Source organism: Burkholderia sp. AU30280, from assembly GCF_020420125.1.
Classification (GTDB): domain Bacteria; phylum Pseudomonadota; class Gammaproteobacteria; order Burkholderiales; family Burkholderiaceae; genus Burkholderia.
The window spans coordinates 95,808-112,945 of sequence record NZ_JAIZRY010000006.1 but is presented as its reverse complement, the minus strand read 5'-3'; the positions used below and the strand labels follow the sequence as shown (position 1 = coordinate 112,945).

17 protein-coding genes are annotated in these 17,138 nt (G+C 69.1%); 15 read left to right on the top strand and 2 right to left on the bottom strand.

From position 1 onward, the window contains the following. Positions 1 to 28: 28 nt before the first annotated feature. From LGN17_RS15610 to infA, 13 genes are all read left to right on the top strand, one after another. Complete coding sequence (locus LGN17_RS15610; RefSeq protein ID WP_226197593.1) at positions 29 to 1,099, top strand: acyl-CoA dehydrogenase family protein; 1,071 nt, start codon at positions 29 to 31, stop codon at positions 1,097 to 1,099. Continuing rightward, positions 1,096 to 2,247, top strand: coding sequence for an acetyl-CoA C-acetyltransferase (locus LGN17_RS15605; protein ID WP_226197592.1), 1,152 nt, complete (start codon positions 1,096 to 1,098; stop codon positions 2,245 to 2,247). The genes LGN17_RS15610 and LGN17_RS15605 overlap by 4 nt, the downstream gene beginning before the upstream one ends. Positions 2,248 to 2,280: 33 nt before the next feature. Beyond that, positions 2,281 to 3,159: an SDR family oxidoreductase gene (locus LGN17_RS15600; RefSeq protein WP_226197591.1), complete on the top strand. Its 879-nt coding sequence runs from the start codon at positions 2,281 to 2,283 to the stop codon at positions 3,157 to 3,159. Positions 3,160 to 3,162: 3 nt separating this feature from the next. Continuing rightward, a complete protein-coding gene (locus LGN17_RS15595; RefSeq protein ID WP_226197590.1) occupies positions 3,163 to 4,494 on the top strand; it encodes an acyl-CoA dehydrogenase family protein in 1,332 nt (443 codons plus the stop codon). Continuing rightward, complete coding sequence (locus tag LGN17_RS15590; RefSeq protein ID WP_226197589.1) at positions 4,491 to 5,693, top strand: acyl-CoA dehydrogenase family protein; 1,203 nt, start codon at positions 4,491 to 4,493, stop codon at positions 5,691 to 5,693. The genes LGN17_RS15595 and LGN17_RS15590 overlap by 4 nt, the downstream gene beginning before the upstream one ends. Continuing rightward, on the top strand, positions 5,690 to 6,490 hold the full coding sequence (locus LGN17_RS15585; RefSeq protein ID WP_226197588.1) for an SDR family oxidoreductase: 801 nt from the start codon (positions 5,690 to 5,692) through the stop codon (positions 6,488 to 6,490). The genes LGN17_RS15590 and LGN17_RS15585 overlap by 4 nt, the downstream gene beginning before the upstream one ends. Beyond that, positions 6,490 to 6,975: a MaoC family dehydratase gene (locus LGN17_RS15580; RefSeq protein WP_226197851.1), complete on the top strand. Its 486-nt coding sequence runs from the start codon at positions 6,490 to 6,492 to the stop codon at positions 6,973 to 6,975. Before LGN17_RS15585 ends, LGN17_RS15580 begins: the two co-directional genes overlap by 1 nt. Before the next feature lie 18 nt (positions 6,976 to 6,993). After that, positions 6,994 to 8,199: an acetyl-CoA C-acyltransferase gene (locus LGN17_RS15575; protein ID WP_226197587.1), complete on the top strand. Its 1,206-nt coding sequence runs from the start codon at positions 6,994 to 6,996 to the stop codon at positions 8,197 to 8,199. A gap of 150 nt (positions 8,200 to 8,349) precedes the next feature. Continuing rightward, positions 8,350 to 9,309 carry a WD40/YVTN/BNR-like repeat-containing protein gene (locus LGN17_RS15570; RefSeq protein ID WP_226197586.1) on the top strand — a complete coding sequence of 320 codons (960 nt, stop codon included), beginning with the start codon at positions 8,350 to 8,352 and terminating at the stop codon, positions 9,307 to 9,309. Positions 9,310 to 9,364: 55 nt separating this feature from the next. After that, positions 9,365 to 11,830 carry an efflux RND transporter permease subunit gene (locus LGN17_RS15565; protein ID WP_226197585.1) on the top strand — a complete coding sequence of 822 codons (2,466 nt, stop codon included), beginning with the start codon at positions 9,365 to 9,367 and terminating at the stop codon, positions 11,828 to 11,830. 66 nt (positions 11,831 to 11,896) lie between these two features. Then, entirely contained in the window at positions 11,897 to 12,976 is a 1,080-nt protein-coding gene (locus tag LGN17_RS15560; protein WP_226197584.1) for a Rieske 2Fe-2S domain-containing protein, read from the top strand. A gap of 290 nt (positions 12,977 to 13,266) precedes the next feature. Then, positions 13,267 to 13,470 (top strand): cold-shock protein, encoded by a 204-nt coding sequence (locus LGN17_RS15555; RefSeq protein ID WP_006483056.1) that lies wholly within the window; start codon positions 13,267 to 13,269, stop codon positions 13,468 to 13,470. Between the two features lie 471 nt (positions 13,471 to 13,941). Continuing rightward, the gene (infA, locus tag LGN17_RS15550) at positions 13,942 to 14,205 is read left to right on the top strand and encodes a translation initiation factor IF-1 (RefSeq protein ID WP_226197583.1); all 264 of its coding nucleotides are present in this window, start codon (positions 13,942 to 13,944) and stop codon (positions 14,203 to 14,205) included. A gap of 175 nt (positions 14,206 to 14,380) precedes the next feature. Here infA and LGN17_RS15545 read toward each other — a convergent pair whose 3' ends face one another. Both LGN17_RS15545 and LGN17_RS15540 read right to left on the bottom strand, forming a co-directional pair. Then, the gene (locus LGN17_RS15545; protein ID WP_226197582.1) at positions 14,381 to 14,698 is read right to left on the bottom strand and encodes an alpha/beta fold hydrolase; all 318 of its coding nucleotides are present in this window, start codon (positions 14,696 to 14,698) and stop codon (positions 14,381 to 14,383) included. After that, positions 14,674 to 15,186, bottom strand: coding sequence for an alpha/beta fold hydrolase (locus LGN17_RS15540; protein WP_226197581.1), 513 nt, complete (start codon positions 15,184 to 15,186; stop codon positions 14,674 to 14,676). The genes LGN17_RS15545 and LGN17_RS15540 overlap by 25 nt, the downstream gene beginning before the upstream one ends. Before the next feature lie 411 nt (positions 15,187 to 15,597). On the opposite strand from LGN17_RS15540, the gene LGN17_RS15535 reads away from it, so the two are divergent. Then, positions 15,598 to 16,845: an alkaline phosphatase family protein gene (locus LGN17_RS15535; RefSeq protein WP_226197580.1), complete on the top strand. Its 1,248-nt coding sequence runs from the start codon at positions 15,598 to 15,600 to the stop codon at positions 16,843 to 16,845. Continuing rightward, positions 16,842 to 17,090 (top strand): hypothetical protein, encoded by a 249-nt coding sequence (locus LGN17_RS15530; RefSeq protein WP_175966179.1) that lies wholly within the window; start codon positions 16,842 to 16,844, stop codon positions 17,088 to 17,090. Before LGN17_RS15535 ends, LGN17_RS15530 begins: the two co-directional genes overlap by 4 nt. Positions 17,091 to 17,138: the final 48 nt, after the last annotated feature.

Sequence of the window (17,138 nt, the reverse complement as noted above, 5' to 3'; positions counted from 1 at the left end):
GGCGCCACCCTTACAGAACGGACATCGTATGGATTTCGTATTCGATGAAGACCAGGAAGCGCTCGCGGACAGCGTGAAGCGCCTGCTGATGACCGAGATGACGCCCGAGCTGATCCGCGAGCTCTGGGCCACGCCGACCGGGCGCTCGGACGACCTGTGGGCGCTGTTCGCGTCGCAGGGGCTGACCGCCGTGTCGGTGCCCGAGGCGCACGGCGGGCTCGGCCTGGGCGAAGCGGAATGGGCGCTGCTCGCGCAGACCTACGGCTATTTCGGCAGCCCCGAGCCGCTGCTCGACACGGCGCTCGTGTCGGCCGGCATGCTCGCGCGGCTGCCGGCGAGCGACTGGCGCGACGCGCTGCTGCGCGACATCGCCGAGGGGCGCGCGCGTGTGGCGCTCGTGCATCCGGTGAACCCGTATGCGGCCGACGTGCATGTCGCGCAGACGCTCCTGTGCGAACACCGCGGCGAGTTGCACCGCGTCGATCCCGCGCAGTGCGCGTGGCGCGCGGTGGACAGCGTCGACCCGTCGCGGCGGCTGTTCACGCTCGACTGGGAGCCGTCGGCCGCCACGCGCATCGCGAGCGCCGACGAAGCCGCGCCGCTGCTGGCGCGCGCGCTCGACCACGGTGCGTTCGCGGTCGCCGCGCAGTTGCTCGGCCTCACGCAGCGCGTGCTCGACGTCGCGATCGACTACAGCGCGCAGCGCAAGCAGTTCGGCAAGGCGATCGGTTCGTACCAGGCGCTCAAGCACCTGCTCGCCGACGTCGCGATCCGCTACGAGTTCGCGCGGCCGGTGGTCGCACGCGCCGCGCAGGCGATCGCCGACGATCACCCGCAGCGCGCGGTGTTCGTGTCGCACGCGAAGCTCGCGGCGACGTCGGCCGCACAGCTTGCCGCACGCCACGCGATGCAGGTGCACGGCGCGATCGGCTACACGTGGGAGCTCGACCTGCAGATCTTCATGAAGCGCATCTGGGCGCTCTCCGGCAGCTGGGGCGACAGTGCGTTCCACAAGGGGCGCATGGCCGACGCGATCCTCGGCGATGCGTTGCCGATCGGCCCCGCGCAGACCTTCGACCTCGAGGAGTTGAACGGATGAAACAAGCCTATATCGTCGACGCGCTGCGCACGCCGACCGGCCGCCGCAAGGGCGGGCTCGCGCACGTGCATGCGGCGGACCTCGGCGGCTTCGTGCTGAAGACGCTGGTCGGGCGCAACGCGATTCCCGCGGACGAATACGACGACGTGGTGTTCGGCTGCGTCGACACGATCGGCCCGCTCGCGGGCAACATCGCGCGCACCTGCTGGCTCGCGGCCGGGCTGCCGCTGCAGGTGCCGGGCGTGACGGTCGACCGCCAGTGCGGCTCGTCGCAGCAGGCCGTGCATTTCGCCGCGCAGGCCGTGATGAGCGGTGTGCAGGACGTGGTGGTGGCCGGCGGCGTGCAGACGATGACGCAGATCCCGATCTCGTCCGCGATGACCTGCGCGGCGCCGCTCGGCTTCAACGACCCGTTCTCGGGCAGCAACGGCTGGCGTGCGCGCTTCGGCGACGCGCCGGTGTCGCAATTCGTCGCCGCGCAGCGGATCGCCGATCACTGGAACCTGTCGCGCGACGCGATGGAGCGGTATGCGCTCGAAAGCCACCGCCGCGCGGTTGCGGCGATCGAGGCCGGCCATTTCAAGCGGGAAATCGTGCCGCTCGAAGGCGTGGTGCACGACGAGACGCCGCGCCCCGATACCTCGCTGGAAAAGATGGCGACGCTCGAACCGCTGACGCCGGGCGGTTCGCTGACGGCGGCCGTCGCGAGCCAGACCTGCGATGCGGCCGCCGCGCTGCTGATCGTGTCGGAGGAGGCGCTGACGCGCTACGGGCTCACGCCGCGCGCACGCATCCATCACCTGAGCGTGCTCGGCGACGATCCGATGTGGATGCTCACCGCACCGATCCCGGCGACGCAGGCCGCGCTCGAGAAGGCCGGCCTCGACTGGTCGCGGATCGACGTCGTCGAGATGAACGAGGCGTTCGCATCGGTCGCGCAGGCATGGCTCGCCGACACGCGTTTCCCGCACGAAAAGACCAACCCGAACGGCGGCGGCATCGCGCTGGGCCATCCGCTCGGCGCGACCGGTGCGCGTCTGATGACGACGCTGCTGCACGAACTGGAGCGTACGGGCGGCCGCTACGGGCTGCAGACGATGTGCGAAGGCGGCGGCCTCGCGAACGTCACGATCATCGAGCGCCTGTGAGCGCGTCACCTTCACGATCCACGAGGCACAAGCATGGGAATCTGTAACGGACGCACCGTCATCATCACCGGCGCGGGCGGCGGGCTCGGGCGCGCATACGCGCTTGCGTTCGCGGCCGAAGGCGCGGCGGTCGTCGTCAACGACATCCGGCGCGATGCCGCGCAAGCAGTCGTCGACGAAATCGCGCAACGCGGCGGCCGCGCGCTTGCGAATGCGGACGACATCACGCGCGTCGACACCGCGCAGCGGATCGTCGACGCGGCGCGCGAAGCGTTCGGCGACGTGCACGTGCTCGTCAACAACGCGGGCATTTGCCGCGACAAGATGTTCACGAGCATGACCGAAACCGACTGGGACGACGTGATGCGCGTGCACCTGCGCGGCCACTTCTGCCTGTCGAGCGTGCTGGCGCGGGTGTGGCGCGATGCGGCGAAGGCCGGCCGCACGGTCGATGCGCGGATCGTCAACACGAGTTCGGGCGCCGGGCTGCAAGGCTCGATCGGCCAGTCGAACTACGGCGCGGCGAAGGCCGGGATCGCCGCGCTCACGCTGATGCAGGCGGCCGAGTTGCAGCGCTACGGGGTGCGCGTGAATGCGCTGGCGCCGGCCGCGCGCACGTCGATGACCGAAGGCGTGTTCGCCGACATGATGAAGCAGCCCGAGGACGGCGGCTTCGACTATTTCGATCCGGCCAACGTTGCGCCGCTGGTCGTGTGGCTCGGCAGCGCGCTATCGGCCGATGTGACGGGCCAGGTGTTCGAGGTCGCGGGCGGGATGATCGCAGTCGCGGAAGGCTGGCGCACCGGCCCGAGCGTCGATCGCGGCGCACGCTGGGCAGCGGCCGAGGTCGGCCCGGCGGTGGCGAAGTTGCTTGCCGATGCGCGTCCCGCGCAGCGCGTGTACGGGAGCTGAGCGATGGATCTGGCGCTCACCGACGAACAGGCGATGATCCGCGATGCGGCAGCCGACGTGCTTGCGCAACGCAGCGCGTCCGCCGACGTGCGCCGCGCGCTCGCGCAGTCGGCCGGCCGTGACGATGCGCTGTGGGCCGCGCTCGCGGGCGAACTCGGCTGGAACGCGCTTGCGTTGCCCGAGGCGGCCGGCGGGCTGGGGCTCGGTGCGGTCGAGCAGACGGTGCTGATGGAGCAGCTCGGCCGGCGCGTCGCGTGCGTGCCGTATTTTTCGACCGCATGCCTCGCGGCGACGGCGCTGGCCGGCTGCGATACGCCGCTGGCGACCGGCTGGCTCGCGAAGATTGCCGAAGGCGCGTGCAGCGCGACGCTGGCGCTGCCGTTCGACTGGCCGTTCGGCGAGCCAAGTGGCGCGCGGGTCGGCCGGCCATGCGGCGGGCCGGACGCCAACGCATTCGGCGCGTCTTTCGGCGACTCGTTCGACGAACCGGCCAGTGCTCGACCGCTTCCGTTCATCGCGGAAGAAACCGCGGCTGGCTTCGCGTTGTCCGGCGTCGCAGCACACGTGCTCGACGGCGCGCGCGCCGACCTGCTGCTGGTTCCGGCGCGGATCGCGAACGAAGGGCGGTCGGTCGGGCTGTTCGCGATCGACGTCGCAACGGCGTCGGGTCTCAACGTCACGCCGCTCGGCACGCTCGACGCGACGCGGCCGATCGCACGGATCGTGCTCGACGAGGCCCGCGTGAGCCGCGACACGCTGCTCGCGTGTGGCAAGACGGCGGCGCAGTTGCTGGAACGTACCGCATGGTTCGCGGCACTCGCGCTGGCCGCCGAACAACTCGGCGGCGCACAGCAATGCCTCGACCTGACCCTCGACTACACGAGCCAGCGCGTGCAGTTCGGCCGCGCGATCGCGTCGTTCCAGGCCGTCAAGCACCGTTGCGCACAGATGATGGTGCTGATCGAAGCGGCGCGCTCGGCCGTGCTCGGCGCCGCGCATGCATGGGATGCGGAAGCCGCCAGCGTGCTGCCGGGCGACGCATTGCGCGCCGATATCGCCGCCGCGAAATCCGCCGCGAACGATGCGTATGCGTTCTGCGCACAGGAAGCGATCCAGTTGCACGGCGGCGTCGGCTTTACGTGGGAATACGACCCGCATCTCTACTTCAAGCGTGCGCAGGCGTCGGGTGCGCAGTTCGGCAGCACGCCGCAACTGCTCGAATGGATCGCGTCCCATGCGATCGACGGCGGCGCATCGCGTCGCGACGAAGCGCTCGCACCCCCCGCCGCGGCGGCATCTCGTCCATCGGCAGCACGCACAGGAGCCCTCCAATGAACAGCGACACGCGCGAACGGCAATTGCGGCATGAAGTGGCCGACTGGGTGCGATCGCACCTGACCGGCGACTTCGCGTGCCTGAAATACCGCGGCGGCCCCGGCGACGAGGAAGCCTGGCCCGAGCTGCGCAAGGCGTGGGAGCAGGAACTGGCGAAGGGCGGCTGGACCGGCCTTGGCTGGCCGACGGACGCCGGCGGGCGCGGCTTCCCGGTCGCCGAGCAGGTGATCTTCCACGAGGAATACGCCCGTGCGGGCGGCCCCGGGCGGATGGGTCACATCGGCGAAGGGCTGCTCGGGCCGACGCTCGTCGCGTGCGGCACCGACGACCAGCGCGCGCGCTTCCTGCCCGGCATCCTGGCCGGCACGCAGTTCTGGTGCCAGGGTTATTCGGAGCCCGGCGCGGGCTCCGACCTGGCCAACGTGCGCACGCGCGCCGAACCGGGCGCGGACGGCGCGTGGCGCGTGTACGGCCAGAAGGTCTGGACGTCGCTCGCGCACGATTCCAACTGGATCTTCGTGCTGGCGCGCACGGATCCCGCGTCGAAGGGCAACAAGGGGCTGTCGTTCCTGCTGATGCCGCTCGACCAGCCGGGCATCGAGATCCGGCCGATCAAGCAGCTCAACGGCGGCGCGGAATTCAACGAAGTGTTTTTCGACGGCGCGCGTGCGGAAGCCCGCGACCTCGTCGGCGCGCCCGGCGACGGCTGGCGGATCGCGATGACGCTGCTCGGCTTCGAGCGCGGGATGTCGACGCTCGGCCAGCAGATGCAGTTCGTCCGCGAACTCGAATGGGTGATCGACGCCGCGCGCGAATCGGGCGCGGACCGCGACCCGGTGCTGCGCCAGCGGATCGGCCGCGCGTGGGTCGGGCTGCGCGTGATGCGCTACAACGCGCTGCGAATGCTGTCCGGGGCGGACGACGCCGATGGCGGGGCCGCCGCGCCGCTGCGCCGCGAGGCGCTGATCTACAAGTATTTCTGGTCGAACTGGCACCGCGACCTCGGCCAGCTCGCGATGGATGCGCTTGGATCCCGCGCGAACGTGATCGATCCGGCCGACGAAAAGCTCACCCATCTGCAGCGCGTGTTCCTGTTTTCCCGTGCGGACACGATCTATGCCGGCACCAACGAAATCCAGCTCAACATCATGGCCGAGCGCGGGCTCGGCATGCCCAGGGAGACAAGAGGAACCGCATGACCGCACCCCAGATCCAGAAAGCGCACGCCTACGTGCCGGGCCACCAGCTGCTCGCCGGCAAATCGGTGCTGATCACGGCTGCCGCCGGCGCCGGCATCGGCTTCGCGGCCGCGCGCCGCTGCGCGGAAGAAGGCTGCCGCGCGCTGTTCATCTCCGACATCCACGAAAAGCGGCTCGAGCAGGCGGTCGAGACGCTGCGCGCCGAAACGGGGCTGCAACAGGTCCACGGCCGCCTGTGCAACGTCGCGGTGGAGGCCGACGTGCAGGCGCTCGTCGCGCAAGCGCAGGACACGCTCGCCGGCGTCGACGTGCTGATCAACAACGCCGGGCTCGGCGGCTCGACCCGCATCGTCGATATGGACGATGCCGAATGGTCGCGCGTGATCGACATTAGCCTGACCGGGACGTTCCGGATGACGCGCGCGATGCTGCCGCACATGCAGGCCCGAGGCCGCGGCGCGATCGTCAACAACGCATCGGTGCTCGGCTGGCGCGCGCAGGCGGAACAGGCGCACTACGCGGCCGCGAAGGCGGGCGTGATGGCGCTCACGCGCTGCGCGGCGCTCGAGGCGTCGCCGTACGGCGTGCGCATCAACGCGGTCGCGCCGAGCATCGCGATGCACGATTTTCTGAAGAAGTCGGCGCCGGCCGACCTGCTGATTCAACTGGCGTCGCGCGAAGCCTTCGGGCGCGCCGCCGAAGTCTGGGAGGTCGCGAACGTGATGGTGTTCCTTGCAAGCGATTACGCGTCGTACATGACCGGCGAAGTGCTGTCGGTCAGCAGCCAGCACGCATGATGAGCACGACCCTCGACCCCGTGCGCGCGACGCCCCGCGTGTTCGCGCATCCCGGCGAACTCGCGGCGGCCGTCGGCGAGACGCTCGGCGCGAGCGCGTGGCTCGCGATCGACCAGCCCCGCATCGACGGATTCGCCGATGCGACGGGCGACCACCAGTGGGTGCACGTCGACCCGGCGCGCGCGAAGGACGGCCCGTTCGGCGCGTGCATCGCGCACGGGTACCTGACTTTGTCGCTCGTCAATGCCTTCCTGCCCCAGATCGTGCGGATCGACGGCGCGCGGCTCGGCGTCAACTACGGCTGCGACAGGATCCGTTTCCCGTCGCCGGTGAAGGTCGGCGCGAGTGTGCGCGGCGTCGGCGAGCTGCTGCGCGTCGAGCCGCTCGAAGGCGGCGTGCAGGCATGGATTCGCGTGACCGTCGAGATCGAAGGCGAAGCGAAGCCCGGTTGCGTGGCCGACACGATCAGCCGTTACACCTTCTAGATTCGGAGAGCCACACACATGGAAGACGCAGTCATCGTTTCCGTCGCACGCACGCCGATCGGCAAGGCGTTTCGCGGCATGTTCAACGACACCGAGGCGCCGGCGCTGGGCGGCCACGTCGTGCGCGCGGCACTCGAACGCGCCGGCGTCGCGCCGGCCGACGTCGGCGACGTGCTGATCGGCTGTGCCGCGCAGCAGGGCACGCAGGGCTACAACATCGGCCGCCTGTCGGCTGCCGCGGCCGGGCTGCCGGCGTCGGTGCCGGGCATGGCGATCGACCGCATGTGCTCGTCGGGCCTGATGTCGATCGCGAGCGCTGCGCGCAGCATCGGCGCGGGAGACGCGCGGATCGTCGTCGCGGGCGGCGTCGAGTCGATCTCGCTCACGCAGAACCGGCACAAGAACGCATATCGCGCGCGTTCGCAGGCCGTGCTCGACCACCAGCCGGCTGCGTACATGGCGATGATGGAAACGGCCGAGATCGTGTCGCGCCGCTACGGGATCTCGCGCGCCGCCCAGGATGCATTCGCGCTGCAGAGCCACCAGCGCACGGCCGATGCCCAGGCGGCCGGCCGCTTCGACGCGGAAATCGCGCCGCTCGACGTGCGGCGCGCGCGGTTCGACAAGGAAGGCAACCCGGCCGGTTACGAGAACGTGCACGCGGCGCGCGACGAAGGCGTGCGTGCCGACACGACGGCCGAGCGGCTCGCGGGGCTGAAGCCGTCGTGGAGCGGCGGCAAGGTCGTCGAGCAGGGCGAATTCGTGACGGCCGGCAATGCATCGCAGCTGTCGGACGGCGCGGCGGCCGTCGTCGTGATGTCGCGCAGCGAAGCGGCGCGCCGGGGCCTGACGCCGCTCGGCGCGTTCCGCGGCCTCGCGGTGGCCGGCTGCGAGCCGGACGAGATGGGCATCGGCCCGGTGTTCGCGATTCCGAAGCTGCTGGCGCGCGTCGGGATGACCGTCGGTGACATCGGGCTGTGGGAGTTGAACGAGGCCTTTGCGTGCCAGGCGCTGTACTGCCGCGACACGCTTGGCATTCCAGACGATCGGCTGAACGTGGATGGCGGGGCGATCGCGCTCGGCCATCCGTTCGGCATGTCGGGCACGCGGATGACGATGCACGCGCTGCTCGAAGGCGCGCGGCGCGGCGTGCGGCACGCGGTCGTGACGATGTGCATCGGCGGCGGGATGGGCGCCGCCGCGCTGTTCGAAGTCGGCGCGTAGCGGCACGCGGGCGGGTCGCGCCGCTCAAGCGGCCCTCCATTCAGGACCATTCGAGGCCGCGGCAACGACCGACGGCCCGGAGACTTGCGGGCGAAGGTGGTGAGCGCCATGGCGCGAACCGTCGTCGAACGCAGACACAGGAGACAAGCGATGAAACGAACTTTGCCCGGACTCGCGATATCGGCGCTGGTGCTCGGCGCCGCGCTGTTCGCGTTTTCTCCGCGCCCGCTGCCGGCGTTCCCGGTCACGGCGATCCACGCGGACCGGCTGCAGATCAACGGGCTCGCCCGGGCCGGCGCACGCATCGTCGCGGTCGGCGAACGCGGCGTGATCCTGCTGAGCGATGACGCGGGCGCCCGCTGGCGACCGGCATCGGTCACGCCCGACCAGGCATCGACGCTCACGCAGGTGCGCTTCGTCACGCCGACGCTCGGCATCGCGGTCGGCCACGACGGCCGGATCGTGCGCAGCGACGACGCCGGCATGCACTGGCGCGAAGTGCACATCGACCACGAGCATTCCGATCCGTTGCTGTCCGTGTGGGGCACGGCCGACGGCCCGCTGTTCGCGGCCGGCAGCTTCGGCCAGCTGCTGCGTTCGGACGACGCGGGCCTCCACTGGCAGACCGTGAAGACCCCGGCCGGCGACCGCCACCTGAACGCGATCGTCGGCGACGGCCACGGCAACCTGCTGGTCGCGGGCGAGAGCGGCACGCTGCTGCGCTCGACCGACAACGGCGCCGCGTGGGACAAGCTGCCGTCGCCGTACGCCGGCTCGCTGTTCGGCGCGCTGATGCTCGCGAACGGCGACTGGGTCGCGTACGGGATGCGCGGCAACGTGGTGCGCAGCACCGATCGCGGCGCGACCTGGACGCATGTCGACAGCCACGTGCCGGTGTCGTACTTCGGCGCGACCCAGCTCGCCGACGGTGAACTCGTGCTGGTGGGCCAGGGCGGCGCGATCGTCGCGTCGCGCGACGGCGGGCTGACCTTCGACGTGCGCAAGCTCGGCGGCGTGCAGAGCCTCGCGGCCGTGCTCGACATGGGCCAAGGCGCGCTGCTGCTCGGCGGCGAAGCCGGCGTCGCGCTGCTCGCCGGTTCGCCGTCCTGACGCCCGGCCGTCCTGCTGGCTGCTCCCGTTCGTTTCGCATCGACCAGAGAATTCCATGAACGACCTGTCACGCTCTCCTGAAGCCGTTCCCGCGTCGCGCCTCGGCGCGTTCGTCGAGCGCTGCGCCAACACGATCATCCGCCGGCGCCGGTTGCTGATGCTGCTGTGCGTCGCGGTGACGCTCGCGCTCGGGCTGTCCGCGACGCGCCTGAAGCTCGATCCGGGCTTCAACAAGATGATCCCGATGCAGCACCCGTACATGCAGGTGTTCGAGCGCTATGCGGGTGCGTTTCCCGGCGCGAACACGATCCTCGTGAGCCTGCGCTGGAACGGCGACGGCGACATCTACAACCAGGCGTTCATGGACGCGCTGCGCCATGCGACCGACGACGTGTTCTTCATTCCCGGCGTGAACCGTTCGCGCGTGTTCTCGCTGTTCACGCCGAACGTCCACTACACCGAGGTGACCGAGGCCGGCTTTCGCGGCGACGTGGTCGTGCCGGGCCAGTTCTCGAGCGCGAACCCGGACGATCTCGCGAAGGTGCGCCGCAATGTCGCGCGTTCCGGGCAGATCGGCCGCCTCGTCGGCAACGACCTGAAGTCGGCGCTGATCCGCGCGGAGCTGCGCGAGACCGACCCGGCCACCGGCAAGCGGCTCGACTACAGCGCGGTCGCGCGCCAGCTCGAGGAGATCCGCGCGAAGTACGCGAAGCAGGGCATCGACGTGAACATCATCGGCTTCGCGAAGCTGGTGGGCGACGTCGAGAACGGCATCGCGGGCGTCGTGGCGTTCTTCGCGCTGGCCTTTCTCGTCACGGCCGCGCTGCTGCTCGCCTATACGCGTTCGCTGAAGACCACCGTGCTGGTGCTCGCCGTCGCGCTGCTGCCGGTCGTCTGGCTGCTCGGCGCGCTGCCGCTGCTCGGGCTCGGCATCGACCCGATGTCGATCCTCGTGCCGTTCCTGATCTTCTCGATCGGCGTGTCGCATGCGGTGCAGATGACCAACGCGTGGAAGCAGGCGCTGGTGCGCGGCGCATCGTCGGCGGAGGCCGCGCGCGACGCGTTCCGCAAGCTGTTCGTGCCGGGCACGGTCGCGCTGCTGACCAACGCGCTCGGCTTCATGGTGATCATGCGGATCAGGATCGACATCGTGCGCGAGCTGGGCATCACCGCGTGCCTCGGCGTGCTGCTGATGATCGTGACGAACAAGGTGTTCCTGCCGATCCTGCTGTCGTACACGCGCCTCGAGCACGGCGCGCTGGCCCATGCGCAGCGCAGCGCGGCGGCCGGCGGCAGCCGGAGGTGGTCGCGCTTCGCGGTGTTCGCGCGGCCGGCGTCGGCGCTCGGCGTGTTCGCGGCGGCGCTCGCGCTGCTCGCGTACGGCACGCTCGAATCGCGCAAGCTGGAGATCGGCGACATCGGCACCGGCGCGCCTGAACTGCGCGTGAACTCGCGCTACAACATCGACAACGCGGCGATCACGCACCAGTACAACATCGGCGTGGACGTGCTGTCGGTGATCGTCGAGACGACCGGCTTCGACGACGCGTGCCTGCATTACCCGGTGATGAGCGCGATCGAGAAGTTCGAGATGACCATGCGCGGCGTGGCCGGCGTGCAGTCGGTGACGAGCGTGTCGTCGCAGGGCAAGGTGTTCATCGCCGCGTTCAACGAGGGCAACCCGCGCTGGGCCGCGCTGCCGCGCTCCAGCGACGGGCTCACGCAGGGTTCCAGCGCGTTCGACCCCGACAACGGGATGAACACCGCGAACTGCAAGGCGATCCAGGTACTGATCTACACGAAGAACCACGAAGGCACGACCCTCGCGCACATCGTCGACGAGATCAAGCGCTTCGCGGCCGGGAACCCGACACCGAACGTCGCGTTCCGGCTCGCGGGCGGCAACGTCGGCGTGATGGCCGCGACCAACGAGGCCGTCGGCGACGCGGAGATCGCGATGCTGCTGTCGATCTTCGGCGCGATCGCGCTGCTCTGCGCGGTCACGTTCCGCTCGTGGCGCGCGGTGCTGTGCATCGTCGTGCCGCTCACGCTGGTGTCGATCCTGTGCAACGCGGTGATGGCGCGGCTCGGCATCGGGCTGAAGGTCGCGACGCTGCCGGTGATCACGCTTGGCGTCGGCGTGGGCGTCGACTACGGGATCTACCTGTACGAGCGCCTGCAGCACGACCTCCGTCACGGCGCGACGCTGCCCGACGCATTCGCCGACGCGATGCGCCAGCGCGGCACGGCGGCGTTGTTCACGGCCGTCACGATGTTCATCGGCGTCGGCACCTGGGCGTTCTCCGCGCTGAAGTTCCAGGTCGACATGGGCGTGCTGCTCGCGTTCATGTTCCTCGTGAACCTGTTCGGCGCGGTGTTCCTGCTGCCCGCGCTGGCCGCATGGCTCGGCGTGGAGCGCGCCGAGCGCCGCGTGCCGGCGGCGCAGCCCCGGCAGGCGCCGGCGGCCGCGCTGCCGCCGAAGCCGGCGCGTGCACTCGAATCCGGCAATCCGGTGCGCTGAGCGCGCCCCTCATCACCCCGAGCGCGCGGCGGGCCGCCGCGCGCGTCCACCAGGAGACGACACACCATGTCCGCACGCCCCTACAAGATCGAAGCCCAGCCGCTCGTGCAGCGCTATGCGCGCGGCTGGCACTGCCTCGGGCTCGCCCGCGACTACAAGGACGGCAAGCCGCATACGCTGAACATTTTCGGCCGCAAGCTCGCCGCGTTCGCCGATTCGACCGGCAAGGTCAACATCGTCGACGCGTATTGCCCGCACATGGGCGCGGACCTGAGCCTCGGCACGGTCGACGGCGACACGCTCGTGTGCCCGTTCCACGGCTGGGCCTGGAACGGCGAAGGGCAGTGCGCGTCGATCCCGTACTGCAAGCGGATCCCGCCGAAGGCGCGCATCGGCGCGTGGCCGACCTGCGAGCAAAACAACCTGCTGTTCGTGTGGAACGACCCGGAAGGCAACGCGCCGCCGGAGGCAGTCGCGATTCCGCGTCTCGACGTGTGTTTCTCCGACGAATGGTCGGACTGGGTCGTCGACAAGATGGTGATCCAGGCCAATTGCCGCGAACTGGTCGACAACATCTCCGATGTCGCGCACTTCGCGACCGTGCACCTCGCGCCGATCGACTATTTCGCGAACCTGTTCGAGGATCACAAGGCGACGCAACTGATGGTCGGCCGCAGCGAGAAGCTCGGCGGCGACGCCCTGACCGCGCTGTCGACGTATTTCGGGCCGGCCGTGCACATCACGCAGATGACGGGGCAGAGCGGCGGGCAGCCGATCCACTCGGTGCTGCTGAACTGCCATGTGCCGATCGACATGAACAGCTTCGAGCTGCGTTACGGCGTGATCGTGAAGAAGGTGGCCGGGCTGACCGACGCGCAGAACATGGAGATCGCGAACGCGTACGTGAAGGAAGCGCAGCGCGCGTTCTACGAGGACGTCGACATCTGGCACAGCAAGACGCGGATCGACAATCCGCTGCTGTGCGAAGGCGACGGGCCGCTGTACCAGATGCGCGACTGGTATTCGCAGTTCTACCTGGACGTGGCGGACGTGCGGCCGACGAGCGTCGCGCGCAAGGCGTTCGAGATGCGGATTCGCGAAGGCGCCGCGCCGCCGGCGCTGCATCACGTGTTCGAGCCGGGGTAAAAACCGGTGCGCCGGCCGAAAAAAGGGGGGGCATCGAAATATGTGCCATCGGCCGGCAATGCACGCCGCGCAAGGCGCACGGGGCGGGCGCGCTGGTGCGCCGCATCAAAATGTCTTGACGAAACGGCCGCTACCGCGTAGTGTCCATGACCGAAGTGTCCAAGAAGTTCGATTGCTCATCATTGGCCGCACTCCGTGCGGCGGTCGTTGGTCTCTCCCTCTTTAGATTCTTTCTGTGCCCGTTGCGGGCGCATGTTCAATTATTCGTCATTTGTATTAAGGAAGTATTTGTGGATACCGGTACCGTCAAGTGGTTCAACGAAACCAAGGGCTTTGGTTTCATTTCCCCGGACAACGGCGGCGACGATCTGTTCGCCCATTTCTCTGAAATTCGCGGCACGGGCTTCAAGACCCTGGCCGAAGGCCAGAAGGTCAGCTTCGAAGTGAAGCGCGGCCCGAAGGGTCTGCAAGCATCGAACATCACGCCGCAGTAAGCCGCATCGGCAGCGGCCGCCAAGCGGTGGCCGCCGCCGGACGGATTCGCGCGCAGGGCGCCGCTTCGGCGGCAGCCGGCGCGCTTCCGATGCGCACGACCGATGCATCGCGACATCCACGATGCATCGGTCGTGACGCCTCCCTCAACGCATGCGTGATCCGCGTGCGACGCAACGCCTTCGTGAAGCGCCCGCCGCTTCGCGAGCGCATCACCGCTTCAACGCATCAACCCGAGCAGACCGCCGCCATGCCGTAGTAGCCGGCGCGGTCCCGACTTGCGCGGCGCTCCATGCGCCGCCGCCACTGACCGCCCGAACGCCGCAACGCGCCGGGCTCCGATCGCAAGACAGGCCCTGGGCCCGTCTGAACGAACCGATCCCCGGCAGCCTGCCGGCCGCCGTCCCGTTGCAGGTACGGCGGCGGGCAGATCGCCGCGGCTGCGGTCAATTACCTTGTCTGGAGGAATTGGTTTGGCAAAAGAAGAACTGCTGGAACTGGACGGAATCGTCGACGAAGTGCTGCCCGACAGCAAATACCGTGTCACGCTGGAAAACGGCGTCGTGGTCGGCGCGTACGCGTCGGGCCGCATGCGCAAGAACCACATCCGCATTCTCGCGGGCGATCGCGTGACGCTGGAACTGTCGATGTACGACCTGACCAAGGGCCGCATCAACTTCCGGCACAAGGACGCGAATTCGACGCGTCCGCAGCGCACCGGCCAGCCGCGCCGTTAAGCGGCAACGATCGGCGCGGGCCCGCAGCACCGCCTCGCCGATCGAATCCCGTCCGGCCGACGAGGCTGGACGAACCGGGTGGACGACACATCGCGTGCCGTTCACCGGCCACCGCCGGCATCGTCATGCCGGGGCGGCCACACCGCCGTTACCGGCCGCCGCGCGTGCGCAACGCTCAAGCGGCCGCGTCCCGCAGGAAATCCTCGATGACCGTCGCGAAGTACGGCGGGCATTCCTGCATCGGGTAATGCCCACAATTCGGGATCGTCACGAGCCGCGCGTTCGGGTGCCAGGCCAGGAACGTCGCGCGCATCGCCGCTTCGTCGAGCCCCGGATCCTTGTCGCCGACGATCACCAGAAAGCGCGTGTCCAGCCCGCGTATGTCGTCGACGAAATCCGTTCCCGTCAGCATGTCGAGATACGCGAGCCGGCAAGCCGGCGCCACGCGCTCGCGGTTCTGCCGCAGCTTCAAGTCGGCCCAGCGCGCCGACAATCCCCCGTCACGAAACGCATGAGCCGGCGAAACGCATCGTCGTTGACAGTCGTGCTCGCGAAGAACGCGCGTGCGTCGTCGTTCAGGCGGTTGCCGGCCGCCGACACCGGGCACACGGCGATTGCGCTCTTGATGCGCGATGGCGCGTCGGCGGCGATCCGTTGCGTTGCCATGCCGGTCATCGAATGGCCGATGATGTGAAAGCGCTGCCAACCCAGCCGGTCCGCGAGCGCGAGACAATCTGCCGCGATCTCGTCGACGGTGCAGGCGCCGTTCAGGTGGATGGATGCGCCGTAGCCGCGCAGGTCGACGAAGACGTAGGTGAAGGCAGTTTCGTCGAGATACGGCAATAGCGCCGCGTAGTTGGTGCGGTCGCCGAGCCAGTCGTGCAGGACCAACACACCTTCGGGGCCCGTGCCGTGCCGCTGATAGCCGAGGCCGTCGTGGTCGGCGTTCGGGTGGGAGGCGAGGGTGTCGACAGGGTTCATTTCAAGTGATTTCCGTTTGGTGGGTGAACCAAAACGAAACGCCCTCCCGGCGGACCGGGAGGGCGTCTTGAACGTGCATCGATCGTATCGGGCCGACCGGCGAAAGTCAACGCTCGGCGCACCGTCCCGCCCGAAACGTCGATGCGCTGCGCATTGACCCGGTGGTTGTCGTGCGACACCAGCGCCGCGATCGTCGACCCGATGTGCGTTACGCGGAAAAACCGCGTCGGCCTACCGCTGAACGCGCGCGCCGCAACGCGGTTCGCGTGCGGCTTTACGTGCGGGGCGGCGCGGTCGTACACTCGTCGGCAATTCGCGGCCCGCGCCGTGGCTTTCAATGCCTTCAGCGGCTTTCAGCGGGCCAACGACCGTGCCAAGCAGGACTTTCGTCGCGCGACGCCAGGAGGCGCCATGAGTGCAGACGCAGCCCCCGCATCCCCGTCGGTTCAGGACCGCATCCGGCACGTGTTCGTGCTGATGCTCGAGAACCGCTCCTTCGATCACCTGTTCGCGCTGTCGGGCTATCCCGACATCGTTGCCGCGTCACCGGGCAACAGCAATGCGTATGGCGATGCGGTCTACCCGTTCGGCGGCGGCGCGCCCGACCGGATGCCGACCGATCCGTGCCACGAATTCACCGACGTGCTCGAGCAGCTTTGCGGCGCGGGCGTGCCGTTCGTGAAAGGGCAGCCGTATCCGCCGATCGCCAATACCGGGTTCGTGTCGAATTACGCGACGTCGCATTCCGAAGGCACGCCGCCGCAGCCGGCCGATGCGGGCAAGGTCATGCAGGGCGTCAATATCGCGACGCAGGCGCCGTCGCTGTACGCGCTGGCGAACGCATTCGTGCTGTGCGACGCGTGGCATGCGTCGATGCCGGGGCCGACCTGGCCGAACCGGTTCTTCCTGCACGGGGCGTCGTCGGCCGGGCTCGACCATTCGCCGACCAAGGAAGAAATGGCCGGGTGGGACGTGTTCGACGGCTTTCCCTATCCGAAGGGTTCGATCTTCGCCGCGCTCGGCGACGACAACTGGCGCATCTACCAGGACCAGACGGGCGACCCGCTCGGCCACGTGCCGCAGGTCGCGTCGCTGAAGGGCATCAGCTTCTTCGACATCGACGATCTCGCGCATTTCGAGGCCGATCTCGCGGCCGGCTATACCGCGCGCTATACGTTCATCGAGCCCGGCTACGGCGACATCGTGCACGGTACCTATCAGGACGGCAGCTCGCAGCACCCGATGGACGGCCTGGCCGGTGGCGACCAGCTCGCCGCGCGCGTGTACGACGCGATCCGCAATTCGCCGGTGTGGAACAGCAGCCTGCTCGTGATCTGCTACGACGAGCATGGCGGCTTCTACGATTCGGTCAGGCCGGGCGCCGCGCCGCCGCCGAACGATGGCGCGGCGGCGACGTTGAACGCGAGCGGCTTCGGGTTCGACGTGTACGGCGTGCGGGTGCCGGCGATCGTGATTTCGCCGTGGGTCGCGGCCGGGCAGGTCGACCATACGCCGTACGACCATGCGTCGGTCGCCGCGACGCTCGAGCGGCTGTTCGGCCTTGCGCCGCTGACGGACCGCGACCGTCTCGCGAACGACCTGCTGGCGCTCGTCACCACGACCTGCCGCAGCGACTGCCCGCAAAGGATCGGATCATGAGTACCACACCGGCCCCCGACCCGCGCGATGCGCTGCCCGTGCGCGACGGCACGAGCCTGATCGCGTTCCTGCACATCCTGAAGAAAGCGCATGCGGCGCTGGTCGGCCATGACAAGGCTCATCAGCGCTTCAGCGAGATCGTGACGCGCGGGCAGGCGCGGCAATACATCGAGGAACTGATGCCGTCGCTGCTGCAGGCGCGTGCGGAACATCGGCGGCGCCGGCATGGCGGGAAACATCGTTGACGGATATGGCTGCGCGAGGTTGGGGCGTGTTGAAGGCGGTGTCTCGGT